The organism is Candidatus Thiodubiliella endoseptemdiera, assembly GCF_964212635.1.
GTDB lineage: Bacteria > Pseudomonadota > Gammaproteobacteria > PS1 > Pseudothioglobaceae > Thiodubiliella > Thiodubiliella endoseptemdiera.
In genome coordinates this window covers 594,267-614,817 of the sequence record NZ_OZ156463.1, presented here as the reverse complement: position 1 = coordinate 614,817, position 20,551 = coordinate 594,267, and the positions used below count along the sequence as shown (strand labels likewise).

Here is a 20,551-nt window from a genome sequence, read left to right as displayed (position 1 = left end):
TTTTATTGTATTTTTCTTTAAGTTACTTTTTATTTATGGATAATAGCAAAAAAATCAAGATAAAATAAAATATTATGTTAAATTTAGTATTGTTTGAACCAGAAATTCCCAACAATACAGGCAGTTTGATTCGTCTAAGTGCCAATATGGGTGCTAGTTTGCACTTGATTAAGCCGTTTGGTTTTGAAATTACCGACAAACGCTTAAAAAGGGCAGGGCTTGATTATAAAGAACTGGCACAAGTGTTTGAGTATGAAAATTTTGCCGATTATTTAGACAAAGCCAAGCCTGAGCGCTTGTTTGCCGTTAGTTCAAAAGTGCAAACTAATTATGCAGAGATAAAATATCAAGCAGGCGACTCATTCCTGTTTGGTCCCGAAACACGAGGACTGCCACAAGAAATATTGGATAAACACACCAGTATCACCCTGCCGATGCAAGAAGGTTCTCGTAGTTTGAATTTGTCTAATTGTGTGTCCATTGTAGCTTATGAAGCGTGGCGACAAATTGGCTTTAAGGGAGCAAAAAGGAATATTATCCCAATCCAAAAGTAGAAATTATAAAAACAGATGTGTCTATTGCTAAAAATTATCTCAATAAGACCTATACACTACAAAGGTCTATTTATAAATAGTATGAGACCTTTGTATAAATAGGGGTGATTAGCAAAATGACAGATTTTATCAAATTGGAAATTTTTTAAATCCACTCCTAGCAGGGCTAAGGGTGTTTTTAAAAAGTTTGTAATTTGATGAAAGATGGCGTTTTGATGATTATTCATATTTATGCAAAGGTCTCAGTATAACAAACACCTATGACAAAGAAAAAAAATACAAAAGAAAAATCAATAGAAGAAACGCTTTGGCAGTCGTGCGATAAACTGAGGGGTTCGGTTGAGCCAGCAGAATATAAGCATGTTGTCCTTGGGCTAATTTTCCTGAAATTTGCCAGCGATAAGTTTGAGCAGCGAAAAAAAGAACTTATTGAGGATGGAAAAGAAAAATATGTAGAAATGAAAGATTTTTACACAATGAAAAATGTCTTTTTTTTGGAAGATATTTCTCGTTGGTCTTATATTGTTAAAAATGCCAAGCAAAATGATATTGCCTTAAAAATTGATACCGCTCTTAATACGATTGAGAAAGGCAACCCTGCTTTAAAGGGTGCATTGCCTGACAATTACTTTTCTCGGCTTGCCTTAGACAAAACAAAACTGGCTTCATTACTAGACACCGTGAATGATATTGACACACTCAAAGACAATGGGCAAGATATTATTGGGCGTGTTTATGAATATTTTTTAGGTAAATTTGCCCTAAAAGAAAGTAGTGGCAAGGGCAAAGGCGAATTTTACACGCCAAAGACCATTGTCAACTTGATTGCCGAACTCATAGAACCCTACAAAGGCAAAATTTATGATCCTTGCTGTGGAACAGGCGGTATGTTTGTGCAATCCATCAAGTTTATTGAAAACCATCAAGGTACAAAAAAAGAAGTGTCCATTTACGGACAAGAAAATACCCCAACCACCTATAAATTGGCAAAAATGAACCTTGCCATAAGAGGCATTTCAGCCAATCTTGGCGGCAAACAGGCAGATACTTTTGCCAACGACCAACACAAAGATTTAAAAGCCGATTACATCATGGCCAACCCACCTTTCAACTTAAAAGATTGGAGGGGTGAAAATGAGCTATTAGACGACCCCAGATGGATGGGTTATGAAGTGCCACCAAAAAGCAATGCCAATTACGGTTGGATTCTCAATATGGTCTCCAAACTTTCTGAAAATGGCGTTGCAGGTTTTATTCTTGCTAATGGTGCGTTATCGGGTGGCGGAGAAGAATACAAAATCCGTAGAAAACTAATTGAAAACAATTTAGTAGAAGCCATTATCATTATTCCAAGAAACACCTTTTACACAACCGACATTAGCGTTACACTTTGGATTCTGAATAAAAACAAAAAAGAAAGAACCGCCCATATCAATAGTACGGATAAACAATACCGTAACCGTGAAAAAGAAATCTTATTTATGGATTTAAGACGCTGGGGCAGCGAATACGAGAAGAAGTATGTGCAACTAACCAAACAAGACATTGAAAAGGTGGTTTTAAACTATCACAACTGGCAACAAACCGATTTTAAAAGCACTTACCAAGATATACCCGAATTTTGTCAATCAGCCAGTTTTGAAGAGATAGAAGCCAATGACTTTTCGCTTGTACCCAGTAAATATATTGAGTTTGTGGATAAGGATAGCGGGATTGATTTTGATACCGAAATGAAACGCATTCAAAAAGATTTTAAAACCTTGTTGCAAGAAGAAAAAGACTCACAAAACCAATTAATTAACGCTTTTAAAACTCTTGGATACGAATTATGAGCAAGAAAAAACAGAAAATAGAGATAAAAGGCAATGAAATTACTGTTGTCAAATCTGATAATGAAGATTATATATCGATAACAGACATAGCCAAACATAAAAATGCTGAAGCTACGGGCTTGGTTATTTCCCATTGGATGAGTACACGATATACAATTGAATTTATGGGATTATGGGAAAAGATGCACAATCCTGATTTTAATGTTACGGAATTCCGTAACATTAAAAATGAATCTGGATCTAATGGTTTTATACTATCCAGTAAAAACTGGATTAACAGCACCAATGCAATTGGAATAGTTGCAAAGGCAGGAAGATATGGAGGTACTTATGCACACAAAGATATTGCCTTTGAATTTGCATCGTGGATTTCTGCTGAATTTAAACTCTTTTTAATAAAAGAGTTTCAGCGACTTAAAGATGAAGAATTAAAGCAATTAGGTTGGGACCTTAGGCGAAATCTTACAAAAATTAACTATCGAATCCATACTGATGCCATTAAAGAAAACCTTATCCCGCAAAATTTAAATAAACAACAGGTAAGTTTTGCTTATGCAAGCGAAGCCGATGTTTTAAATATGGCTCTGTTTGGTAAAACTGCCAAACAATGGAGAGATGCCAATCCTGATAAAAAAGGTAATATTAGAGATTATAGCAATGTTACCCAACTTGTATGCTTGGCAAATCTTGAAAACTTAAATGCTGTTTTTATCAATGATGGATTACCACAAAGCGAACGATTGCTAAAACTTAACCAAATAGCCATTAGCCAGATGAAAATATTACTTGCTGATAAGTCTATAGAAATGTTAAACCCTAAAAATGAAAATGCCGATGAGTAATTATAAACGATTGGGCGATTACATACAATTGGTGGATAACCGCAATAAAGATTTGGCGGTTACCAATCTTTTGGGCATTAATATTTTTAAGAATTATATGCCTTCTGTTGCCAATCAAACAGGACTTGATTTATCCAAATACAAAGTAGTTGCAAAAGGACAATTTGCAACCAACTTAATGCATGTTAATAGAGATGAAGTATTGCCAGTTGCGTTATATACTGATGAAAAACCCGCTCTTGTTTCACCTGCTTACAAAACATTTGAGGTTATTGATGAAACAGAATTACTTCCTGAGTTTCTAATGATGGAGTTTCAAAGACCTGAGTTTGACAGAAAAGCTTGGACATTTTGTGATTCAAGTGTGAGAGGTGGTTTAGAATGGGATAGACTTTGTGATATGCAAATTCCCGATATTGACAATGACGAACAACGCAAATATGTAGCACTTTACAAAGGCGTGCTCAACAACCAAAAAGTATATGAAAATAGTTTGGAAGATTTACAGTTGATTTGTGATACTTTTATTGAAGATTTAATTAAAACAGAAGAATTAAAAACATTGGGTGATTATATTCAACAATCTGATGAACGAAATACAGATTTGAAAATTGATAATCTTGTGGGAATAAGTGTAAATAAAATTTTCATTCCTACCAAATCTAAAAAAGAGGGATTAAACCTTTTAAATTACAAAATTGTAAAACCAAGACAATTTGGATGTGTATCAGTAACTTCAAGAAATGGTGAAAAAATATCACTTGCCATTTTAGATGGAGAAGCAGGGTTAATTTCAAGTACATATACTGTTTTTGAAGCAAAGAATACAGAAGTATTATTACCTGAATATTTATATCTCTTTTTCCAAAGAACAGAATTTGACCGTTATGCTCGTTTCAATTCTTGGGGAAGTGTCAGAGAAACTTTTGATTGGGTTGAAATGTGTAATGTAAAACTACCAATCCCCGATATAAAAATACAAGAAGCGATAGTTACCATTTATCATGCTTTAGAAACTCGCAAACAGATAAATGAGCAATTAAAGGCAAGTATAAAATCGCTTTGCCCTGTTTTGATGCGTGGGGTTGTGGAAGAAATGAAAGTTGAACCTTTAAAAACTGAAGCCTTATGAATTTCATTTTAAGATTGTTTTTGACATTGAGTTCCATCTCGTTTTTCCTAATTGTTTTCTTGGTTCAAAACGAAATAAATCCTTTCAAAACTCAATTAGGAAATTATGCGTGGGTTACTTATGTCGTTTATGTAATAGTTCCTTTTATTTTCACATTTATTTCTCTTGGCATTTGTAAACTTTTAACAAAATCAAGAATAAATAAAGTCATTTCTATTGAAACTTCAAGCAATGATTTTTTAGCTAATTATTTGGCTTTCTTCTTTGTGGCGTTAAGTGCACAAGGGGTAATAACATTTTGGGTAGTCTTTGGAATGACAGTTCTGTTTACTTTTGTTTCAAGAGTATCTTACTTTAACCCAATTTTTTTAGTATTTGGATACAACTTTTATTATATACAGACAGGTGAGCATGTTAAAGTAATGTTGATTAGTAGAAAAAAACTAAAAAGTCCGAAAACATTTGAAAATATGTCTTGTCGGCGGATTAATGACTATACATTTATGGAGATATAAAAATATGACTGAAATTTTTGCAAAAATAAAATCTGAATACAAAATGATATTGAGTCGAGAAGATAATGTGTTGACTGATTTTGACTTGTCTTTAATTGAGGCAATTGATTTTTCACCCAGCCATAAATTGGAAGATAATGAGTGGTTTAGAATTAATGATTTTTCAGAACAAGATTATTTTATTGAGCAATGCAACGCAGATTTTAGTTCAGCAAGCCTAAACCAAATAGGCGATAATGATTATAAAAAAATATCTGCAATTGCTATTTTACAAAATGGAGAAAAACATTTTCAACGGATAACACCTTCTTTATTTGTAAATAGAAAAACAATATTAGACTATTCGGGTGAACCAAGAATTGTTGAACACAGAAATCAAATAGAAATACGCAAAGAATCGGATGCAGTATATCTGGTTGATAGCGATACGCTTTATTTCAAGACCATAGGGAAACTCAAAGTAATTTTCCCAGGAATTGAGGTGTTGCACAGAGAAGCAACACAAGATGAAGTAGATGCTTTTATTGAGAATGACTTCATAACACTTGATACAATTACAAATACTTCCATTGGTTCTCAAAACAGAAAACGTATAGCAGATATTGGAATAAAATACAACGGTTTAAGTGCCGCAAAAAAGACTCAACTAATAACTTATGCTAAGGAAAAAGCAGAAGTTGAAATAGAGGGTAATTCTTTTGTGGTTAAGTCAGAAACTGACCTTAAAAAGGTACTGTATGCAATGGATCAAAGGTATTATTACGCTGATATTTACGAAGAAAATCGAGTTGCAAATTCGGTAAAAGTAGTTAGTGGGCAATAAATTGAAAAATACCCCACTCATCATCTACCAAACCGAAGACGGTAAAGTCAAAATAGAGACCTATTTTGAGAATGAGAATGTATGGTTAAATATTGACCAAATAGCTGAACTTTTTCAAAAATCTCGTTCTACTATTAACGAGCATATTCTTAATATTTACAAAGAACAAGAGCTTGAACAAGAGTCCTCTATGAGAAAAATCGGAAATTCCGATTTTTCTACCAAACCAACTAATTTTTATAATCTTGATATAGTTATTTCAGTGGGTTACCGAGTAAAATCGCACAGAGGGGTGCATTTTAGAAAATGGGCAACTGCACTGATTAAAGAGTACTTAATCAAAGGCTTTGCTATGAATGATGAGCTGCTCAAAGAGGCGGGCGGTGGAAACTATTTTGATGAGCTTTTGGCTCGTATCCGTGATATTCGTTCATCCGAAAAAGTATTTTGGCGTAAGGTGTTGGATGTTTATGCCACCAGTATCGATTACGACCCAAAAACAGAACAATCAGTAATGGTATTTAAAACCATACAGAATAAAATGCACTGGGCAAGTCATGGAGAAACGGCAGCCGAAACTGTTTATAAGCGAGTAGATGCGTCAAAAGAGCATATTGGATTAACCCATTTTAAAGGTGAAATTCCTACCAAAAAAGAAGTGGAGATTGCTAAGAATTATCTTGCTGAAGATGAGCTTAATATTTTAAATAGAATGGTAGCGGCGTTTTTGGAAATTGCTGAAATTCAAGCATTAGACCGTACACCGATGTATATGGCGGATTGGATTAAACAGTTAGATGCTTTCTTGAAAATGACCAATAAAGATATTTTACAAGATTTGGGCAGTGTTAGTCATCAGCAAGCCATTGAGAAAGCACAGACTGAATATGCTATTTACAAACAAACAACAAAAAACAGAATCACGCAAGTTGAAAAGGATTTTATTAGGCAATTGGATGAGAAAACTCAAGGTTTGAAGAAATGAAATTTACAGAAACAAAATTAGAGCAGGCTTTTATTGAACTTTTAGGCAATGAAGATTATCCTCATTACTTGGGTAATGCTATTGCCCGAGCAGATGATGAAGTATTGATTGAAGAGGATTTAAAAAACTATTTACTCAATCGCTATAAAAAAGAACAACTAACTGAAACAGAAACCCAATCTATTATTCTTCGGCTAAAAACCCTTTCTTCTGCTGACCTTTACGAGAGTAACAAAAAAATAATGCGTTGGTTGGCAGATGGTTTCACTCTGAAAAGAGAAGACGGAAAGCAAAAAGATATTCATATTGAACTGATTGATTATTTAGGGCTACCGCAACAAACACAAAGTCGTAATTTGGATAATATTGTTGCCGAACCAGCAGCCCAATACGAACAAGATTATAATATCTATAAATTTGTTAATCAATTGGAGATTGTTGGTGCGGAAAAACGAATTCCAGACGGTATTATTTACATTAATGGTTTACCCGTTGTGGTGTTTGAATTTAAATCAGCCATTCGAGAAAAAGCGACCCTACACAGTGCGTTTGAGCAATTAACTGTTCGCTACAAAAGAGACATTCCCGAACTTTTTAAATACAATGCTTTTTGTGTTATTAGCGATGGCGTCAACAATAAAGCCGGTTCGTTTTTTGCTCCTTATGAGTTTTATTATGCTTGGCGTAGGGTGGCAGGATTGGCAAAGGATGTGGATGGTATTGACAGTCTATTTACTTTGGTTCAAGGGATGTTAAACCAAAATAGACTGAGAGATGTTATTCAAAACTTTATCTACATTCCTGATACTTCAAAAAAAGATGAAAAAATAGTTTGTCGCTATCCTCAATATTATGCGGCTCGTGTGTTGTATGAAAGTATTGAAAAAGCCGAAAAACCTGATGGAGATGGCAAAGGTGGCACTTATTTTGGTGCAACAGGAAGTGGTAAAAGTTTTACAATGCTGTATCTCACTCGTTTACTAATGAAAAGTGAGCATTTTAAAAGTCCTACTATTGTTCTTATTACTGATAGAACGGATTTAGACGACCAACTTTCAGGTCAATTCACCAATGCTAAAAATTTTATTGGCGATGACAATGTAAAAAGTGTGGAAAGCAGGGCAGAATTAAGAACTTTGATGCAAGGTAGAAAAAGCGGTGGCGTTTTCTTAACCACGATTCATAAATTCACAGAAGATACCGAACTGCTGACTGACAGAACCAATGTAATTTGTATTTCAGATGAAGCCCATAGAAGTCAAACCAATTTAGACCAAAAAGTAACAGTAACAGACAAAGGTGTAAAAAAGACATATGGTTTTGCTAAATATCTACACGATTCATTGCCTAATGCCACTTTTGTCGGTTTTACAGGAACGCCCATTGATGCCACTTTGGATGTGTTTGGAAAAGTGGTGGATAGTTATACTATGACTGAATCGGTAAGGGATGAAATCACCGTAAAAATTGTGTATGAAGGGCGAGCAGCCAAGGTTGCTTTGCATAATAGCGAGTTAGAGAAAATTGAACAATATTATGCAGAAGTGGCGGAACAGGCGGCCAATGAATATCAAATAGAAAAAAGCAAACAAGCCACTGCCACGATGAATGCTATTCTTGGCGACCCTGACCGCTTGCAAGCCTTAGCAGAAGATTTTATCAAACATTATGAGAAAAGAGTGTCTGAAGGTGCTACAGTCAAAGCGAAAGCTATGTTTGTTTGCAGTAGTCGTGCCATTGGTTATGATTTTTACAAAAATGTTATTGCATTAAAACCTGAATGGGCAGAAATAAGGGTTGCAGAAGAAGGGGTTGAGCTTACAGAAAAAGAGAAAAGGGAAATCAAGCCGATGGAGAGAATCAAAATGATTATGACCAGAAGTCAGGATGATGCAAAAGAAAGGTATGATTTACTCGGGACAAAAGAGTATCGCAAGGAGTTAGATAGGCAATTTAAAAATGAAAAATCTAATTTCAAAATAGCCATTGTGGTGGATATGTGGTTAACAGGTTTTGACATTCCTTTCTTGGATTCTATTTACATTGACAAGCCAATCAGTCAGCACAATTTAATTCAAACTATTTCACGAGTAAACCGAAAATATAAAGGCAAAAACAAAGGGTTGGTGGTTGATTATATGGGGATTAAAAAGCAAATGAATCTTGCTTTAGCCAAATACAATAAAGGCGATGAGGAAAACTTTGAGGATATTCAAGAATCCCTGATAGTGGTTAGAAATCATCTGGATTTATTAGCCAAAGTATTTCACAAGTTTGACAGTTCAAAATATTTTGATGGCGTTGCATTGGCGCAGTTAAACACCTTGAATATGGCCAGTGAATATGTGCAACGCACAAAAGAGCTTGAAATTCGTTTTATAGGTTTGGTTAAACGCTTAAAAGCAGCCTATGATATTTGTGCAGGAAGTGAGCAATTAACGCAAAAAGAAAGAGATTTGACCCATTTCTATTTGGCCATTCGCTCAATTGTTTTTAAGCTCACAAAAGGCAATACGCCCGACACAGCACAAATGAATGCCAAAGTTAGGGAAATGATAAAAGATGCTTTAGAAAGTGATGGGGTGCAGGAAATATTTAAACTCGGTGATGAGGCGGAAAGCGAGCAAGACCTTTTTGATGAAGATTACTTGGCTAAAATAGACAAGATAAAATTGCCAAACACCAAAATAAAGTTGCTTCAGACACTCTTGGCAAAAGTCATTGGAGAAATAAAGCAAGTCAACAAGGTAAAAGGCGTTGATTTTTCCAAAAAAATGCAATCTTTGGTTGAAAAATACAATGAAAGAAAAGAAGAAGATGTTTTGCGTGGTGAAGTTTATGAGGAAATGGCAGAACAGTTAACCCATTTAATTTGGGCAGTGCGAAAAGAGTTTACCGCAGGTGTTGAATTGGGAATTGATTTTGAGGAAAAAGCCTTTTACGACATTTTGAAAGTATTGTGCGTTAAATATGCTTTTAGTTACCCAGAGGAAAAACTCATTGACTTAGCAAAAGCCGTTAAAGATTTAGTCGATACACAAGCTCAATTTCCTGATTGGAGTAAACGAGATGACATTAAATCCACCCTAAAAGTCGGGCTAATTTTATTGTTGGATGAACATGGCTATCCGCCAGTAGAAAGAGATGAAGTTTACCAAGATATTTTTGAGCAAGCTGAGAACTTTAAGAAAAATAGAGCAGAATAGAGGAGTAGTAAAAATGAAAAAAAACCAACAAATTACAATACCCTAATCCAAAAGTAGAGATTGCAAAGGGTGGTACTAGGTTTGTGATTTTTATTTTTGGATTGAGATATAAAACACCTTTAAAATATCTCTTTAAAAATATCAGTATTCTAAAACAAACAACGATTAAGATTTTTGCATAATTGCGAATGATTAGTATAATGAGACCTTTGCATAAATATGAATAATCATCAAAACGCCATCTTTCATCAAATTACAAACTTTTTAAAAATACCCTTAGCCCTGCTAGGAGTGGATTTAAAAAATTTCCAATTTAATAAAATCTGTCATTTTGCTAATCATCCCTATTTATGCAAAGGTCTCTATAATGAGACTTTTGAATAATAATGCAATGGTTTCATCAAGTTAGATATTTAGGCTAGAAATTATATCACATTTATTCAAAATAGACTCAAATGGGGGTGTTGGGTTTTACACAAGGAAAAAACTATGAAATTTATTATATTAATGTTATTTTCATCCCTAGTAAGTGCCAACAGTTGTGTGGTTTTGTTGTATCACCATTTTTCCGACACCACGCCTAAATCCACTAGCATCAGTCCTCAATTATTTGAGCAGCATTTGCGGTATCTAAAAGAGCAAGATTTCAAAGTGTTGAAGCTTGACACTATGCTCACCTTGTTGGAGCGTGATAAATTGCCAGACAAATGCGTGGTGCTTACCGCCGATGATGTTTATCAATCCATTGCCGATAACGCCTATCCTTTGCTTGAAAAATATTTAATGCCAATGAGTGTATTTGTGGCAACTGAGCCAGCGGATAAAAAATACGGGGCGATGATGTCATGGGCGCAAATGCGCCAGATACGAGGCAATACCCTCCAATTTTATAATCATGGCACCAATCATGCGCATTTTTTAAATTTAAACAAGGCTGAAATTGCGGCGCAAATTCAACAAGCACAAAAACGCCTTAACAAAGAATTAGCAAGGTGCAACAACTGGTTTTCTTGCTTTCCCTATGGCGAAGATGCGGCAGCCCCCATCTTCGCTTATCCTTATGGCGAAGCCAATGTCGCCATTAGGCAACAAGTCCGAGACCTAGGTTACACCGCTTTTGGGCAGCAATCTGGCGTGGTGTCAAAAAATAGCAATCGACAAAACCTGCCGCGCTTCCCTATGGCGGCGCATTATGCCAAGATGATAAGTTTTAAAACCAAAGTCAATGCCTTGCCAATGCCTATCAAGGCTAAAAATATTAATCCAGTGTTCACACAAAATCCACCAACATTAGCATTAGAATTTCTCAAGCCCTTAAACAAATACCAAAAAGTCAACTTAAATTGTTTTGCTAATGGCGGCGTAGAGATGATTTGGCAAGGCAACAAAAGCGTTAAAATCATTGCCAAAAAACCCTTGACCGAGCGTCGTAGCAAATACAACTGCACCATGCCTAGCAAGCAAAAAGGTCGTTACTATTGGCATAGCGTTCAGTGGATTAACCCTAAAGTTAAAGAATAGTGGTATATAATCAAAATTTAAGTCATTGAGAGACCTTTGCATAAATATGAATAATCATCAAAACGCCATCTTTCATCAAATTACAAACTTTTTAAAAACACCCTTAGCCCTGCTAGGAGTGGATTTAAAAAATTTCCAATTTAATAAAATCTGTCATTTTGCTAATCATCCCTATTTATGCAAAGGTCTCATTGAAATTAGGAGAAAAATATGAGAGACACAAAAGAAAAATTGTCCAGTTTAACCATAGCCCTGCATTGGGTAGTAGGTTTAACTATTATCACATTGGCAGTTATTGGTGTTTATATGAGTGAAAATGAGGTGTTTGAGCTTTACCCTATTCACAAATCAATCGGTGTTTTAATTTTCGCAGTCATCATTGTTAGAGTGTATTGGCGTTTTGTCAATGGCTGGCTACAACCCGTTACTGAATACAGAGCAATTGAACACAATTTGGCAAAAATAATCCACTGGGTGTTAATAATTGCAATGATTGTAATGCCAATTTCAGGTTTTATTATGTCTGGTGCAGGCGGTTATGGTGTCTCAGTATTTGGCTTGGAAATCATTGCAGCACAATTTGACCCTGTTGCTAAAGAAGCCATTCCGCATAATGCTGCACTTGCTGGATTTATGCACGAAACCCATGAAATAGCAGGCTGGACAATTATTGTTGCCATTGTTTTGCATATTGCTGGCGCTATTAAACATCATTTTATCGATAAAGATAATACTTTGAGGAGAATGCTGGGTAAAAATTAAGCAAGCAAGACTTGCTCAAAGCAAGTTCAGTGTGTGTTTAAGTGGTACTACAATCCTAGTTTTTTTAATTGATATGCGTTGTTAAAGTCTTTAATATTGGCGATTTTTTTGCCGGCTAGTTGCACTTGTTCTAAACTTAATATACCGTTACCTGTTGCGATATGGCAACTGCCTTTGGTAGAAGATTGAATGACTTCACCTGGTTTTTCATAATAAGTTTTTTCCATAATACTGGCAGATAGAATGCGCAACACTTTGGATTCAAATTTGTCGCTTGTAGCATTAGTTTGGGCGATGGGGTAGGGTTTGAACGCTCTAATTTGTCGGTTAATTTGCTCGGCGGATTGATGCCAGTCTATCCACGCCTCGTCTTTTTTAAGTTTTTTGGCGTAAGTCATGCCTATTGCATTTTGCTTTGTGGGCGACAAGTTATTGAAGTCTGCTAAAGTTGCAATAATAGCGTTAGCACCTAGTGTGGCGAGTTTGTCATGTAAGGTTTGTGCGGTGTCAGTATCGGCAATATCACAGGTTTCTTCTAGCAAAATATTGCCCGTATCCAATCCTTCATCCATCTGCATAACAGTCACCCCTGTAGTTTTATCACCTGCCAAAATAGCGCGTTGAATAGGGGCGGCACCTCGCCAGCGAGGCAGGAGCGAGGCGTGAATATTCAGGCATCCGTGCTTCGGGATGTCTAACACGAGTTTTGGTAACAATTGACCGTAAGCCACGACCACCATAACATCAGCATTGAGTGCAGATAAGGTTTTTTGAGTGTCCTCATCTTTCAGGCTTATTGGTTGAAAAATGGGCAGACTGTGTTCCAAGGCTTTTTCTTTGACGGGGCAAGCGGTTAATACACGACCACGACCTTTGGGGCGATCAGGTTGGCAATAGACACCAATAATATCATGCCCAGCATTAATGAGGGTGGTTAAAACGCCGACTGAAAATTCAGGCGTGCCTGCAAAAACAATTTTCATATTATTTTAGGGTGTTACGAGCGGTTTTGATAGCTTGTTTGACTTGGTTTGGTGCAGTACCGCCCAGATGGTCACGCGCACAAAGTGAACCTTCTAACGATAGTACATCAAACACATCGTTTTCAATGCGAGTATCAAATTTTTGCAATTCTTCCAAACTCAACTCGCTTAAGTCTTTTTGCATTTTTAGCCCATAAGCAACCGATAAACCTACGACTTCGTGTGCGTCACGAAAGGGCAAACCTTTTTTCACCAAATAATCTGCCAAATCAGTGGCAGTGGTGTAGCCTTTTTTGGTGGAATTGTACATATTGTCTCGCTTTGCTTGAATGGTGGGCACCATATCGGCGAATACACGCAAGCAGGCTTTCAGTGTATCAACCGTATCAAACAGGGGTTCTTTGTCTTCTTGGTTGTCCTTGTTATAGGCGAGCGGTTGTGATTTCATAATGGTCAGCATTGAGGTTAAGTTACCATATACACGACCAGTTTTGCCTCGCACCAACTCCGGAACATCGGGGTTTTTCTTTTGTGGCATAATCGATGAGCCTGTGCAAAAGCTATCTGGCAATTCAATAAAGTCAAATTGCGCACTTGACCACAAAATCAACTCTTCGGAAAAACGCGACAAATGCATCATAATAATGCTGGCTACTGATAAAAACTCTATGGCAAAATCACGGTCACTAACACCATCCAGCGAGTTGTGGCAAATGCGATCAAAGCCTAACAATTCAGCAGTGCGAGTGCGTTTAATTGGGTAAGTTGTGCCTGCCAATGCGGCACTACCAAGGGGCATGGAATTGAGTCGTTTACGACAATCAATTAGTCGTTCAGCATCACGAGATAGCATTTCAAAATACGCCATCATATGATGTCCAAAACTTACAGGTTGGGCGGCTTGTAGATGGGTAAAGCCCGGCAATAGGGTGCTGGCTTCTTGCTCGGCTAACACAAGTAAAGCCACTTGCAAACGCTTGATTTCATCATTAATGTCATCAAGTTGCTCACGCAAATACAGGCGAATATCGGTGGCCACCTGATCATTGCGAGAACGACCTGTGTGGAGTTTTTTACCCGCATCGCCAATCATTGCTACTAGGCGTGCTTCGATATTCATATGCACATCTTCTAAATCAACCGACCAGTTAAATTTATCGGCTTGAATTTCCTTAAGAATTGCATTCAAGCCACTAATAATTTGTGATTTTTCCTCCTTAGTTAATAGCCCAACTTCGCATAACATTGTGGCGTGTGCAATGGAGCCAGCAATATCATAAGGAGCGAGAATTTTATCAAAAAACACTGAAGCGCCAAAAATCTTAACAAATTCATCCGTTGGCTGATTGAAGCGTCCGCCCCAAGATTGGTTAGTAGTTGTCATAATGTTGCCTTAAGTTGTTTGGTTGCTTGTTCAATCAGGGTGTCTAATTCGGTCCAATAAGTCTCAATTAAGACAACGCCGATTTTCTTACCAAGTACTTTGCCATTATGATCAAGCAACAACAAAGTTGGATAAAAATTAACCCCGTATGTAAAACTAAATTGAGAGTGATTACTGGAATGACCCGAAAAATTAACTATTTCCATTAATGAAGAATAAAAAACATGACGGATAATCACTTTATTTTTATACTCTACTAAACCACTCATTGAGTTCAATACTTCTTGTTTAACCAATTCGCAGTAAGGGCAACTAGGCTCTGAAAACATCACTAAAATAGGGATTTGTTTTTGTTTTGCTATTTGCCCATCGATAAAAAAATCTTTTGCATTCATCAACATCAGTAAAATAGGTTACTCTTTAAAAATTAGTATTTTATATGAAAACACTCAAAATCGCCACCCGTAAAAGCCCCCTCGCACTTTGGCAGGCTGAACATGTGAAATCTAGGCTAAAACAACTGCACCCTAATTTAGAAGTAGAATTGGTGAAAATGATGACCACAGGCGATCAAATCCTTAACTCCCCCTTGTCAAAAATTGGCGGAAAGGGATTATTTATCAAAGAATTAGAAATTGGAATGTTGGAAGGAAAAGCAGATATTGCCGTGCATTCGATGAAAGATATGCCTTACAAAATCCCTGAAGGATTTGCACTCGGTGCTGTTCTTAAACGGGAAAATCCATTTGACGCTTTTGTCTCTAATCATTTTAATAATTTAGAAGACTTGCCTCTAAATTCTAAGGTGGGAACTTGTTCAATGCGTCGTATCGTGCAACTCAAATCTATTCGCCCTGATTTAGAAATCTTAGATTTGCGTGGCAATGTTAATACCCGACTCAAAAAATTAGATGATGGCGAATACGACGCTATTATTTTGGCATGTGCAGGACTTATTCGCTTAAATTTTGCCGACAGAATTAAACAACAAATCTCTGCCAAGCAATCTCTGCCTGCCGTTGGACAAGGTGCAGTAGGCATTGAAATTAGAGAAAATGACCAAGCGATATTAGAGTTAATCACCCCTTTGATTGATAAACAAACGACGCACAGAATCAGTGCCGAACGCGCAATGAATGCCCGATTAGAAGGAGGCTGTTCCGTGCCAATCGCAGGTTTCTCAACGCTAGATGGAGATATAATTACACTCACAGGTTTGGTTGGCAATGTAGAGTCAGGTGTAATTCTGAAGCACAAAGTTGTCGGAAATGTGGATAATACAGAAGAGTTGGGCAAACAATTAGCAGACAAATTGATTGCAATGGGTGCAAGAGATATTTTAAAAGTAAATTAGAAAAGGGAAAAATTATGGGATTCATTGAAAAAGTTTTTTTAAAAATAACGCAAATGATAGGTTTATTATTTGCAATTATCATACTGATTATGGCAGGAATATTGGGTTATGACAACATCTCTATTACTGATGAGAAATCCGATATACCGGCCATTCAGTTTGCCGATTATCAAAAAATAGCACGCAATCAAGAGGATAAAATCGCTAAAAATTTAGGAAAAAATCAACAATTTGAACAAGAATTTAATGCACATATTGATGACATCGTTATCGCATTAAGCAATTTATCTGACCAAGTAGTTGATAAAAATAACCTAAAACAAAAAGTCAAGGTATCCAGTAAAATCAAACTCAACCGCTATCCACAATCCGTGCAATTATCCTATGTTCAATCCTTGGCAAAACTCATCAATCAAGTTGCTATTGTCGGTGCAAAAGTCAATATTGATGAATTAACCAATTGGCACGACCAGTCTTTTTTCCGTCAAATCCAAGAAAATAGCGAAGCTAACTTCATCAAAATCGGCACCGTAAAAATCAAACAAAATATCTACTCTGCCCTTTGGAATGCACTACTTATTTTTGCAATGTTGGTGATTATGCTTGCCGTTTTGCGTATTGAACGCAACACTCGAAAGTAGCAGCCCAACATATAAATAGAAGAGGTAAAGCAGGACTAACAACTGCTACTTTTGAAAATGGTATTACATATTCGAGACCTTTGCATAAATATGAATAATCATCAAAACGCCATCTTTCATCAAATTACAAACTTTTTAAAAACACCCTTAGCCCTGCTAGGAGTGGATTTAAAAAATTTCCAATTTAATAAAATCTGTCATTTTGCTAATCATCCCTATTTATGCAAAGGTCTCATTCAAAATAAAATACGCTTTTTCAAATATATTGCCATTGATTTTTAGATGTATTTGATGTTTGCCAGCGTACAATTTTTTGGTGGTCATCAATCTAAATAAATGTTTTTTGTGCACAGCAATGCTGGTATTTTGTTTGATATTTAATTGTTTAATTTTAAATACTTTTTCAGAAACTTTTTGATTGTTGGTTGGGTAGATAATTTTGTAATCAATCACCAATTTTTCATCTTTTTGAGCATCAATAGTAAATGAAAAGTCCAAATAGTTATCCAAACAAAGGGTTGTTTTTTTCAGGTTGAAATTGTGTACAGTGATTTTTGGATTGGAGTCAAAGCCAAGCAGTTCTAAGGCGGGTTTATTGCCTTTTTTTACCAGCGTTCTGAGCGCATGTTTGCTTAAAAAATTCCATTCTTTTTTGTTTTGTTTGTTGGCTATTTTCCATTTTTTCAGCGTTTGAATTACCAATGCTGCATCAATTTTAGCAATATCATTTAGGTGATTGGCAACAGAACGAACCACATACCGAGTGTCATCGTCATACAGTCGGTCTAATAAAATAAGGGGTTTTTGATAATTGATATTGATGCCAATGCACCAAGGCAACTTCGGACGCAAGCCTTCGGATGCCAGTCGTCGTTGGTGGTAGTTGTCAGATTGTGCCATTTGTTGCATAAAAATCCAGCTTTCTTGAGGGTGGGCGTTAATAAAATAACGAATTGAGTCTTCGCAGCTAAAGCGTTTGGTAATTTCTGCTAGTGCGTTAAAGGATAGATTTAAATATTGGCTTTCTAGGCCATTTTTTGCCACAAAATCAGATAGGGGTGCAAAAATAAAATCGCCAAAATCATTGTCTGTTTTGCCAGGGTCAAGTTCTGCCGGCAAAGCATTTAAAATAATAGTTAATGCACTCTCAAATTTATTTGGCAGTTGTTTTTCCAATTGTATTCGAATACAACTAATGCGTTGTTTGAGTTCTAATGCTGGAAACTGTTGTAAGATTTGAGCGTTAAATTGTTGCTCTTCAAACTGAGGATAAACATTTTTAATGCGTGATGCCAAATAACTCACTTTTTGTTTGTTGAATAATTGGTCTTTTAAAGAAAATTTTTCTGTCATATTATCCACCTATGTTTGCGTTTCTGCTTTCTAAATCCAGTAAAAACTGCTTTCTACCCAATCCACCATCATAACCCCTAAGCGAGTCGTCTGTGGCAACCACACGATGATAAGACACAATTGATTATGACACAGATGAAAAAAATACATTGTTCTCTGTATTTTCTAAACGGTACTTTTTAACATTCAATAGAGACCTTTGCATAAATAGGGATGATTAGCAAAATGACAGATTTTATTAAATTGGAAATTTTTTAAATCCACTCCTAGCAGGGCTAAGGGTGTTTTTAAAAAGTTTGTAATTTGATGAAAGATGGCGTTTTGATGATTATTCATATTTATGCAAAGGTCTCCAATAGTCTTTCAGAGTGAAATACTCTTAAATTATGACCTAATCAAACAATGCTTCAATAAACTCTTTTGCTGAAAAAGGTTTCAGGTCATTAATCCCTTCACCCACGCTAATATAGCGAATAGGGAGGTTGAGTTCGTCGGAGATGGCAAAGACGATGCCACCTTTGGCAGTGCCGTCGAGTTTGGTGATGCTAATACCACTGAGTTCAACCGCCTTGTTAAATTCCTTGGCTTGGCTGAGTGCATTTTGACCTGATCCACCATCAAGCACCAGCATCACTTCATGAGGTGCATTTTCATTTTGTTTGGTGATAACCCGCTTGATTTTGGCTAACTCTTGCATAAGATTCCCCTGTGTGTGCAAGCGTCCAGCCGTGTCAGCAATCAGAATATCAATATCTTTGGCTTGTGCTGATTGATAAGCGTCGAAGATAACCGAAGCCGCATCAGCACCCGTATCCTGTGCCACCACTGCGATACTGTTGCGTTCACCCCAAACCTTAAGTTGTTCAACTGCTGCGGCACGAAAGGTATCACCTGCCGCCAACATTACCGACTTGCCTTGATTTTGGAACGACTTGGCAAGTTTGCCAATGGTGGTGGTTTTGCCAGCACCATTCACACCGACGACTAAAATAACAAAGGTTTCTTGTTGTTCGGTGTTTAGTTGGTTGTCGTCAATTAACAGTTTTACCAACTCATTTTTTAAGAAATTATATAACTCTTCAGTATTTTTCAGTATTTTTCGTGTTGCATTTTTTCGAACTAATTCCAGCACTTTTTCTGTGGTTTTAATGCCAATATCAGCAGAAATTAACAGCATTTCAAGTTCTTCTAGTAGGTTTTCGTCAATGGTTTTTTTGCCTAATAATAGGCTTGATAATCCAGAGCCTAATTTTTGGCGAGATTTAACTAAACGCTCTTTTAAAGAGGTAGATTTTTCAACTTTATCTTTTTTGAAAAAATTAAACACTATAATATTGCAATGCAAAAAAATCTGATTTTACTATCTTTTTTCTTATTTCAAAGCGTTTTTGCGAATGCAAGTGATTTGGAAAAATATAATGTCACGCAAACGACCTTAGAAAATGGGTTAAAAATCATTGTAAAAACCGACAATCGTGCACCCGTATTCATCTCGCAACTGTGGTATCGTGTCGGTGCGAGTGATGAATTGCGTCCGAATACAGGCATCTCTCATATGCTTGAACATATGATGTTTAAAGGTACAAATGATTATAAAGTGGGTGAGTTTTCGGCAATTATTGCCAGAAATGGCGGTGATGAAAATGCTTTTACCTCTAAAGACTACACCGCCTATTATCAAAAAATGCACAAATCCAAACTCGCATTGGCACTTAAAATGGAGGCTGATCGTATGCGTCATTTGACTTTTTCTGATGTTGAATTAAGCAAGGAAAGGCAGGTGGTAATTGAAGAGCGTCGAATGCGTGTGGAAGATAATCCGAATGCCAAAGTGTATGAAAACCTGAATTTTATTTCTTTTGATGAAAAAGGTGCTTATCACGCACCAATTATTGGTTTTCAAACGGATATAGAATCTTATAAATTGTCCGATTTGCGTGAGTGGTATGCACAATATTATGCGCCGAATAATGCCACTCTTGTGGTGGTGGGTGATGTGCAAGCGGATGAAGTGATTGCGTTGGCAAAGCGGTATTTTGGGGGCTATCAGTATAATCTAAATATTAAAAATACGGATAAATCGTCTATTGCTCAGACAGGTAATACTCGGGTATTGAAACTCAAAGCTGAGTTGCCTTATTATATTTTGTCGTTCCCTGTACCGAATTTAAAAACCAATGAAAATGACGCGTATGCATTGGATATGTTGTCGCATGTGTTAGATAATGGGTTGTCAAAAACATTGATTAGACAACAGCAAATTGCGTCTGGGGTTGGTATCGGGTATCGATTATATGATAAGTATAATACGCTATTTACGCTCAGTTTTGTCCCTGCTAAAGGGGTAAGCAATGAAATGGTTTTGTCGGCAATCAAAGCTCAAGTGGTGGAGTTGATTAAAAATCCAAGCGTGATTGCAGATGAATTATCCCGCACCAAAACACAACTTGAAGCCGAGTTTGTGTTTGAACAAGACCAAATATCCACGCAATCTTATTACTTGGGAATGTTGTCATCGGTGGGGCTGGGGGTGGAAAAATTATTTTCTTATGTAGAAAAAATGAACGCCATCAGTGCAGACGATGTGGCACGAGTTGCCCGGCAATATTTAGATTTTTCACAGGCTAATTCAGTCGAACTTATTCCTCAGGGTATCTAATGAGA

Annotated in this window: 24 protein-coding genes; 16 read left to right on the top strand and 8 right to left on the bottom strand. The window is 36.5% G+C overall.

Translation table 11 applies throughout. The annotated features are described in order from the left end of the window. The first annotated feature begins 74 nt into the window (after positions 1-74). A complete protein-coding gene (locus AB8525_RS03220; RefSeq protein ID WP_369178591.1) occupies positions 75-554 on the top strand; it encodes a tRNA (cytidine(34)-2'-O)-methyltransferase in 480 nt (159 codons plus the stop codon). 56 nt (positions 555-610) lie between these two features. On the opposite strand, the gene AB8525_RS03215 is transcribed toward AB8525_RS03220, so the two are convergent. After that, a complete protein-coding gene (locus AB8525_RS03215) occupies positions 611-781 on the bottom strand; it encodes a hypothetical protein (RefSeq protein ID WP_369178589.1) in 171 nt (56 codons plus the stop codon). Between the two features lie 33 nt (positions 782-814). Here AB8525_RS03215 and AB8525_RS03210 point away from each other — a divergent pair, with 33 nt between their 5' ends. The 11 genes from AB8525_RS03210 (at position 815) to AB8525_RS03160 (ending at position 12,172) form a co-directional block, all read left to right on the top strand. Next, positions 815-2,386, top strand: a complete 1,572-nt coding sequence (locus AB8525_RS03210) for an N-6 DNA methylase (RefSeq protein WP_369178587.1) — start codon at positions 815-817, stop codon at positions 2,384-2,386. Beyond that, complete coding sequence (locus tag AB8525_RS03205; protein WP_369178585.1) at positions 2,383-3,228, top strand: KilA-N domain-containing protein; 846 nt, start codon at positions 2,383-2,385, stop codon at positions 3,226-3,228. The genes AB8525_RS03210 and AB8525_RS03205 overlap by 4 nt, the downstream gene beginning before the upstream one ends. Further along, positions 3,221-4,360: a restriction endonuclease subunit S gene (locus AB8525_RS03200; RefSeq protein WP_369178583.1), complete on the top strand. Its 1,140-nt coding sequence runs from the start codon at positions 3,221-3,223 to the stop codon at positions 4,358-4,360. Before AB8525_RS03205 ends, AB8525_RS03200 begins: the two co-directional genes overlap by 8 nt. Beyond that, positions 4,357-4,875, top strand: coding sequence for a hypothetical protein (locus AB8525_RS03195; protein WP_369178582.1), 519 nt, complete (start codon positions 4,357-4,359; stop codon positions 4,873-4,875). The genes AB8525_RS03200 and AB8525_RS03195 overlap by 4 nt, the downstream gene beginning before the upstream one ends. Before the next feature lie 4 nt (positions 4,876-4,879). Continuing rightward, entirely contained in the window at positions 4,880-5,698 is an 819-nt protein-coding gene (locus AB8525_RS03190) for a hypothetical protein (RefSeq protein ID WP_369178580.1), read from the top strand. Position 5,699: 1 nt separating this feature from the next. Beyond that, positions 5,700-6,683, top strand: coding sequence for a virulence RhuM family protein (locus AB8525_RS03185; protein ID WP_369178578.1), 984 nt, complete (start codon positions 5,700-5,702; stop codon positions 6,681-6,683). Further along, on the top strand, positions 6,680-9,889 hold the full coding sequence (locus AB8525_RS03180; RefSeq protein ID WP_369178576.1) for a type I restriction endonuclease subunit R: 3,210 nt from the start codon (positions 6,680-6,682) through the stop codon (positions 9,887-9,889). The genes AB8525_RS03185 and AB8525_RS03180 overlap by 4 nt, the downstream gene beginning before the upstream one ends. 219 nt (positions 9,890-10,108) lie before the next feature. After that, positions 10,109-10,273, top strand: coding sequence for a hypothetical protein (locus tag AB8525_RS03175; protein WP_369178574.1), 165 nt, complete (start codon positions 10,109-10,111; stop codon positions 10,271-10,273). Between the two features lie 105 nt (positions 10,274-10,378). Next, positions 10,379-11,410 carry a polysaccharide deacetylase family protein gene (locus AB8525_RS03170; RefSeq protein WP_369178572.1) on the top strand — a complete coding sequence of 344 codons (1,032 nt, stop codon included), beginning with the start codon at positions 10,379-10,381 and terminating at the stop codon, positions 11,408-11,410. A gap of 46 nt (positions 11,411-11,456) precedes the next feature. Then, positions 11,457-11,624, top strand: coding sequence for a hypothetical protein (locus AB8525_RS03165; RefSeq protein ID WP_369178570.1), 168 nt, complete (start codon positions 11,457-11,459; stop codon positions 11,622-11,624). After that, on the top strand, positions 11,621-12,172 hold the full coding sequence (locus AB8525_RS03160; RefSeq protein WP_369178568.1) for a cytochrome b: 552 nt from the start codon (positions 11,621-11,623) through the stop codon (positions 12,170-12,172). Before AB8525_RS03165 ends, AB8525_RS03160 begins: the two co-directional genes overlap by 4 nt. Before the next feature lie 47 nt (positions 12,173-12,219). On the opposite strand, the gene fmt is transcribed toward AB8525_RS03160, so the two are convergent. From fmt to AB8525_RS03145, 3 genes are read right to left on the bottom strand one after another with little or no spacing between them, the layout of a single operon-like run. Next, on the bottom strand, positions 12,220-13,155 hold the full coding sequence (fmt, locus tag AB8525_RS03155) for a methionyl-tRNA formyltransferase (protein ID WP_369178566.1): 936 nt from the start codon (positions 13,153-13,155) through the stop codon (positions 12,220-12,222). Position 13,156: 1 nt separating this feature from the next. Further along, on the bottom strand, positions 13,157-14,539 hold the full coding sequence (gene argH / locus AB8525_RS03150) for an argininosuccinate lyase (protein WP_369178564.1): 1,383 nt from the start codon (positions 14,537-14,539) through the stop codon (positions 13,157-13,159). Further along, a complete protein-coding gene (locus tag AB8525_RS03145; RefSeq protein ID WP_369152549.1) occupies positions 14,536-14,934 on the bottom strand; it encodes a thioredoxin family protein in 399 nt (132 codons plus the stop codon). The genes argH and AB8525_RS03145 overlap by 4 nt, the downstream gene beginning before the upstream one ends. A gap of 44 nt (positions 14,935-14,978) precedes the next feature. Between AB8525_RS03145 and hemC the strand changes: the two genes are divergently transcribed. The 3 genes from hemC (at position 14,979) to AB8525_RS03130 (ending at position 16,816) form a co-directional block, all read left to right on the top strand. Continuing rightward, on the top strand, positions 14,979-15,893 hold the full coding sequence (hemC, locus tag AB8525_RS03140) for a hydroxymethylbilane synthase (protein WP_369178562.1): 915 nt from the start codon (positions 14,979-14,981) through the stop codon (positions 15,891-15,893). Between the two features lie 14 nt (positions 15,894-15,907). After that, the gene (locus AB8525_RS03135; protein ID WP_369178561.1) at positions 15,908-16,534 is read left to right on the top strand and encodes a hypothetical protein; all 627 of its coding nucleotides are present in this window, start codon (positions 15,908-15,910) and stop codon (positions 16,532-16,534) included. A gap of 90 nt (positions 16,535-16,624) precedes the next feature. Further along, positions 16,625-16,816, top strand: a complete 192-nt coding sequence (locus AB8525_RS03130) for a hypothetical protein (RefSeq protein ID WP_369152543.1) — start codon at positions 16,625-16,627, stop codon at positions 16,814-16,816. Here AB8525_RS03130 and AB8525_RS03125 read toward each other — a convergent pair. From AB8525_RS03125 to ftsY, 4 genes are all read right to left on the bottom strand, one after another. After that, a complete protein-coding gene (locus tag AB8525_RS03125; protein ID WP_369178559.1) occupies positions 16,754-17,887 on the bottom strand; it encodes a DNA alkylation repair protein in 1,134 nt (377 codons plus the stop codon). The two genes, AB8525_RS03130 and AB8525_RS03125, sit on opposite strands and share 63 nt — an antisense overlap. A 1-nt stretch (position 17,888) precedes the next feature. Beyond that, positions 17,889-18,005 (bottom strand): hypothetical protein, encoded by a 117-nt coding sequence (locus tag AB8525_RS03120; RefSeq protein ID WP_369178557.1) that lies wholly within the window; start codon positions 18,003-18,005, stop codon positions 17,889-17,891. Between the two features lie 68 nt (positions 18,006-18,073). After that, positions 18,074-18,223, bottom strand: a complete 150-nt coding sequence (locus tag AB8525_RS03115; RefSeq protein ID WP_369150050.1) for a hypothetical protein — start codon at positions 18,221-18,223, stop codon at positions 18,074-18,076. A 55-nt stretch (positions 18,224-18,278) separates the two neighbouring features. Continuing rightward, entirely contained in the window at positions 18,279-19,214 is a 936-nt protein-coding gene (ftsY, locus tag AB8525_RS03110; RefSeq protein WP_369178555.1) for a signal recognition particle-docking protein FtsY, read from the bottom strand. 12 nt (positions 19,215-19,226) lie between these two features. Between ftsY and AB8525_RS03105 the strand changes: the two genes are divergently transcribed. Then, on the top strand, positions 19,227-20,546 hold the full coding sequence (locus tag AB8525_RS03105; RefSeq protein ID WP_369178553.1) for a M16 family metallopeptidase: 1,320 nt from the start codon (positions 19,227-19,229) through the stop codon (positions 20,544-20,546). The last annotated feature ends 5 nt before the right edge of the window (positions 20,547-20,551 follow it).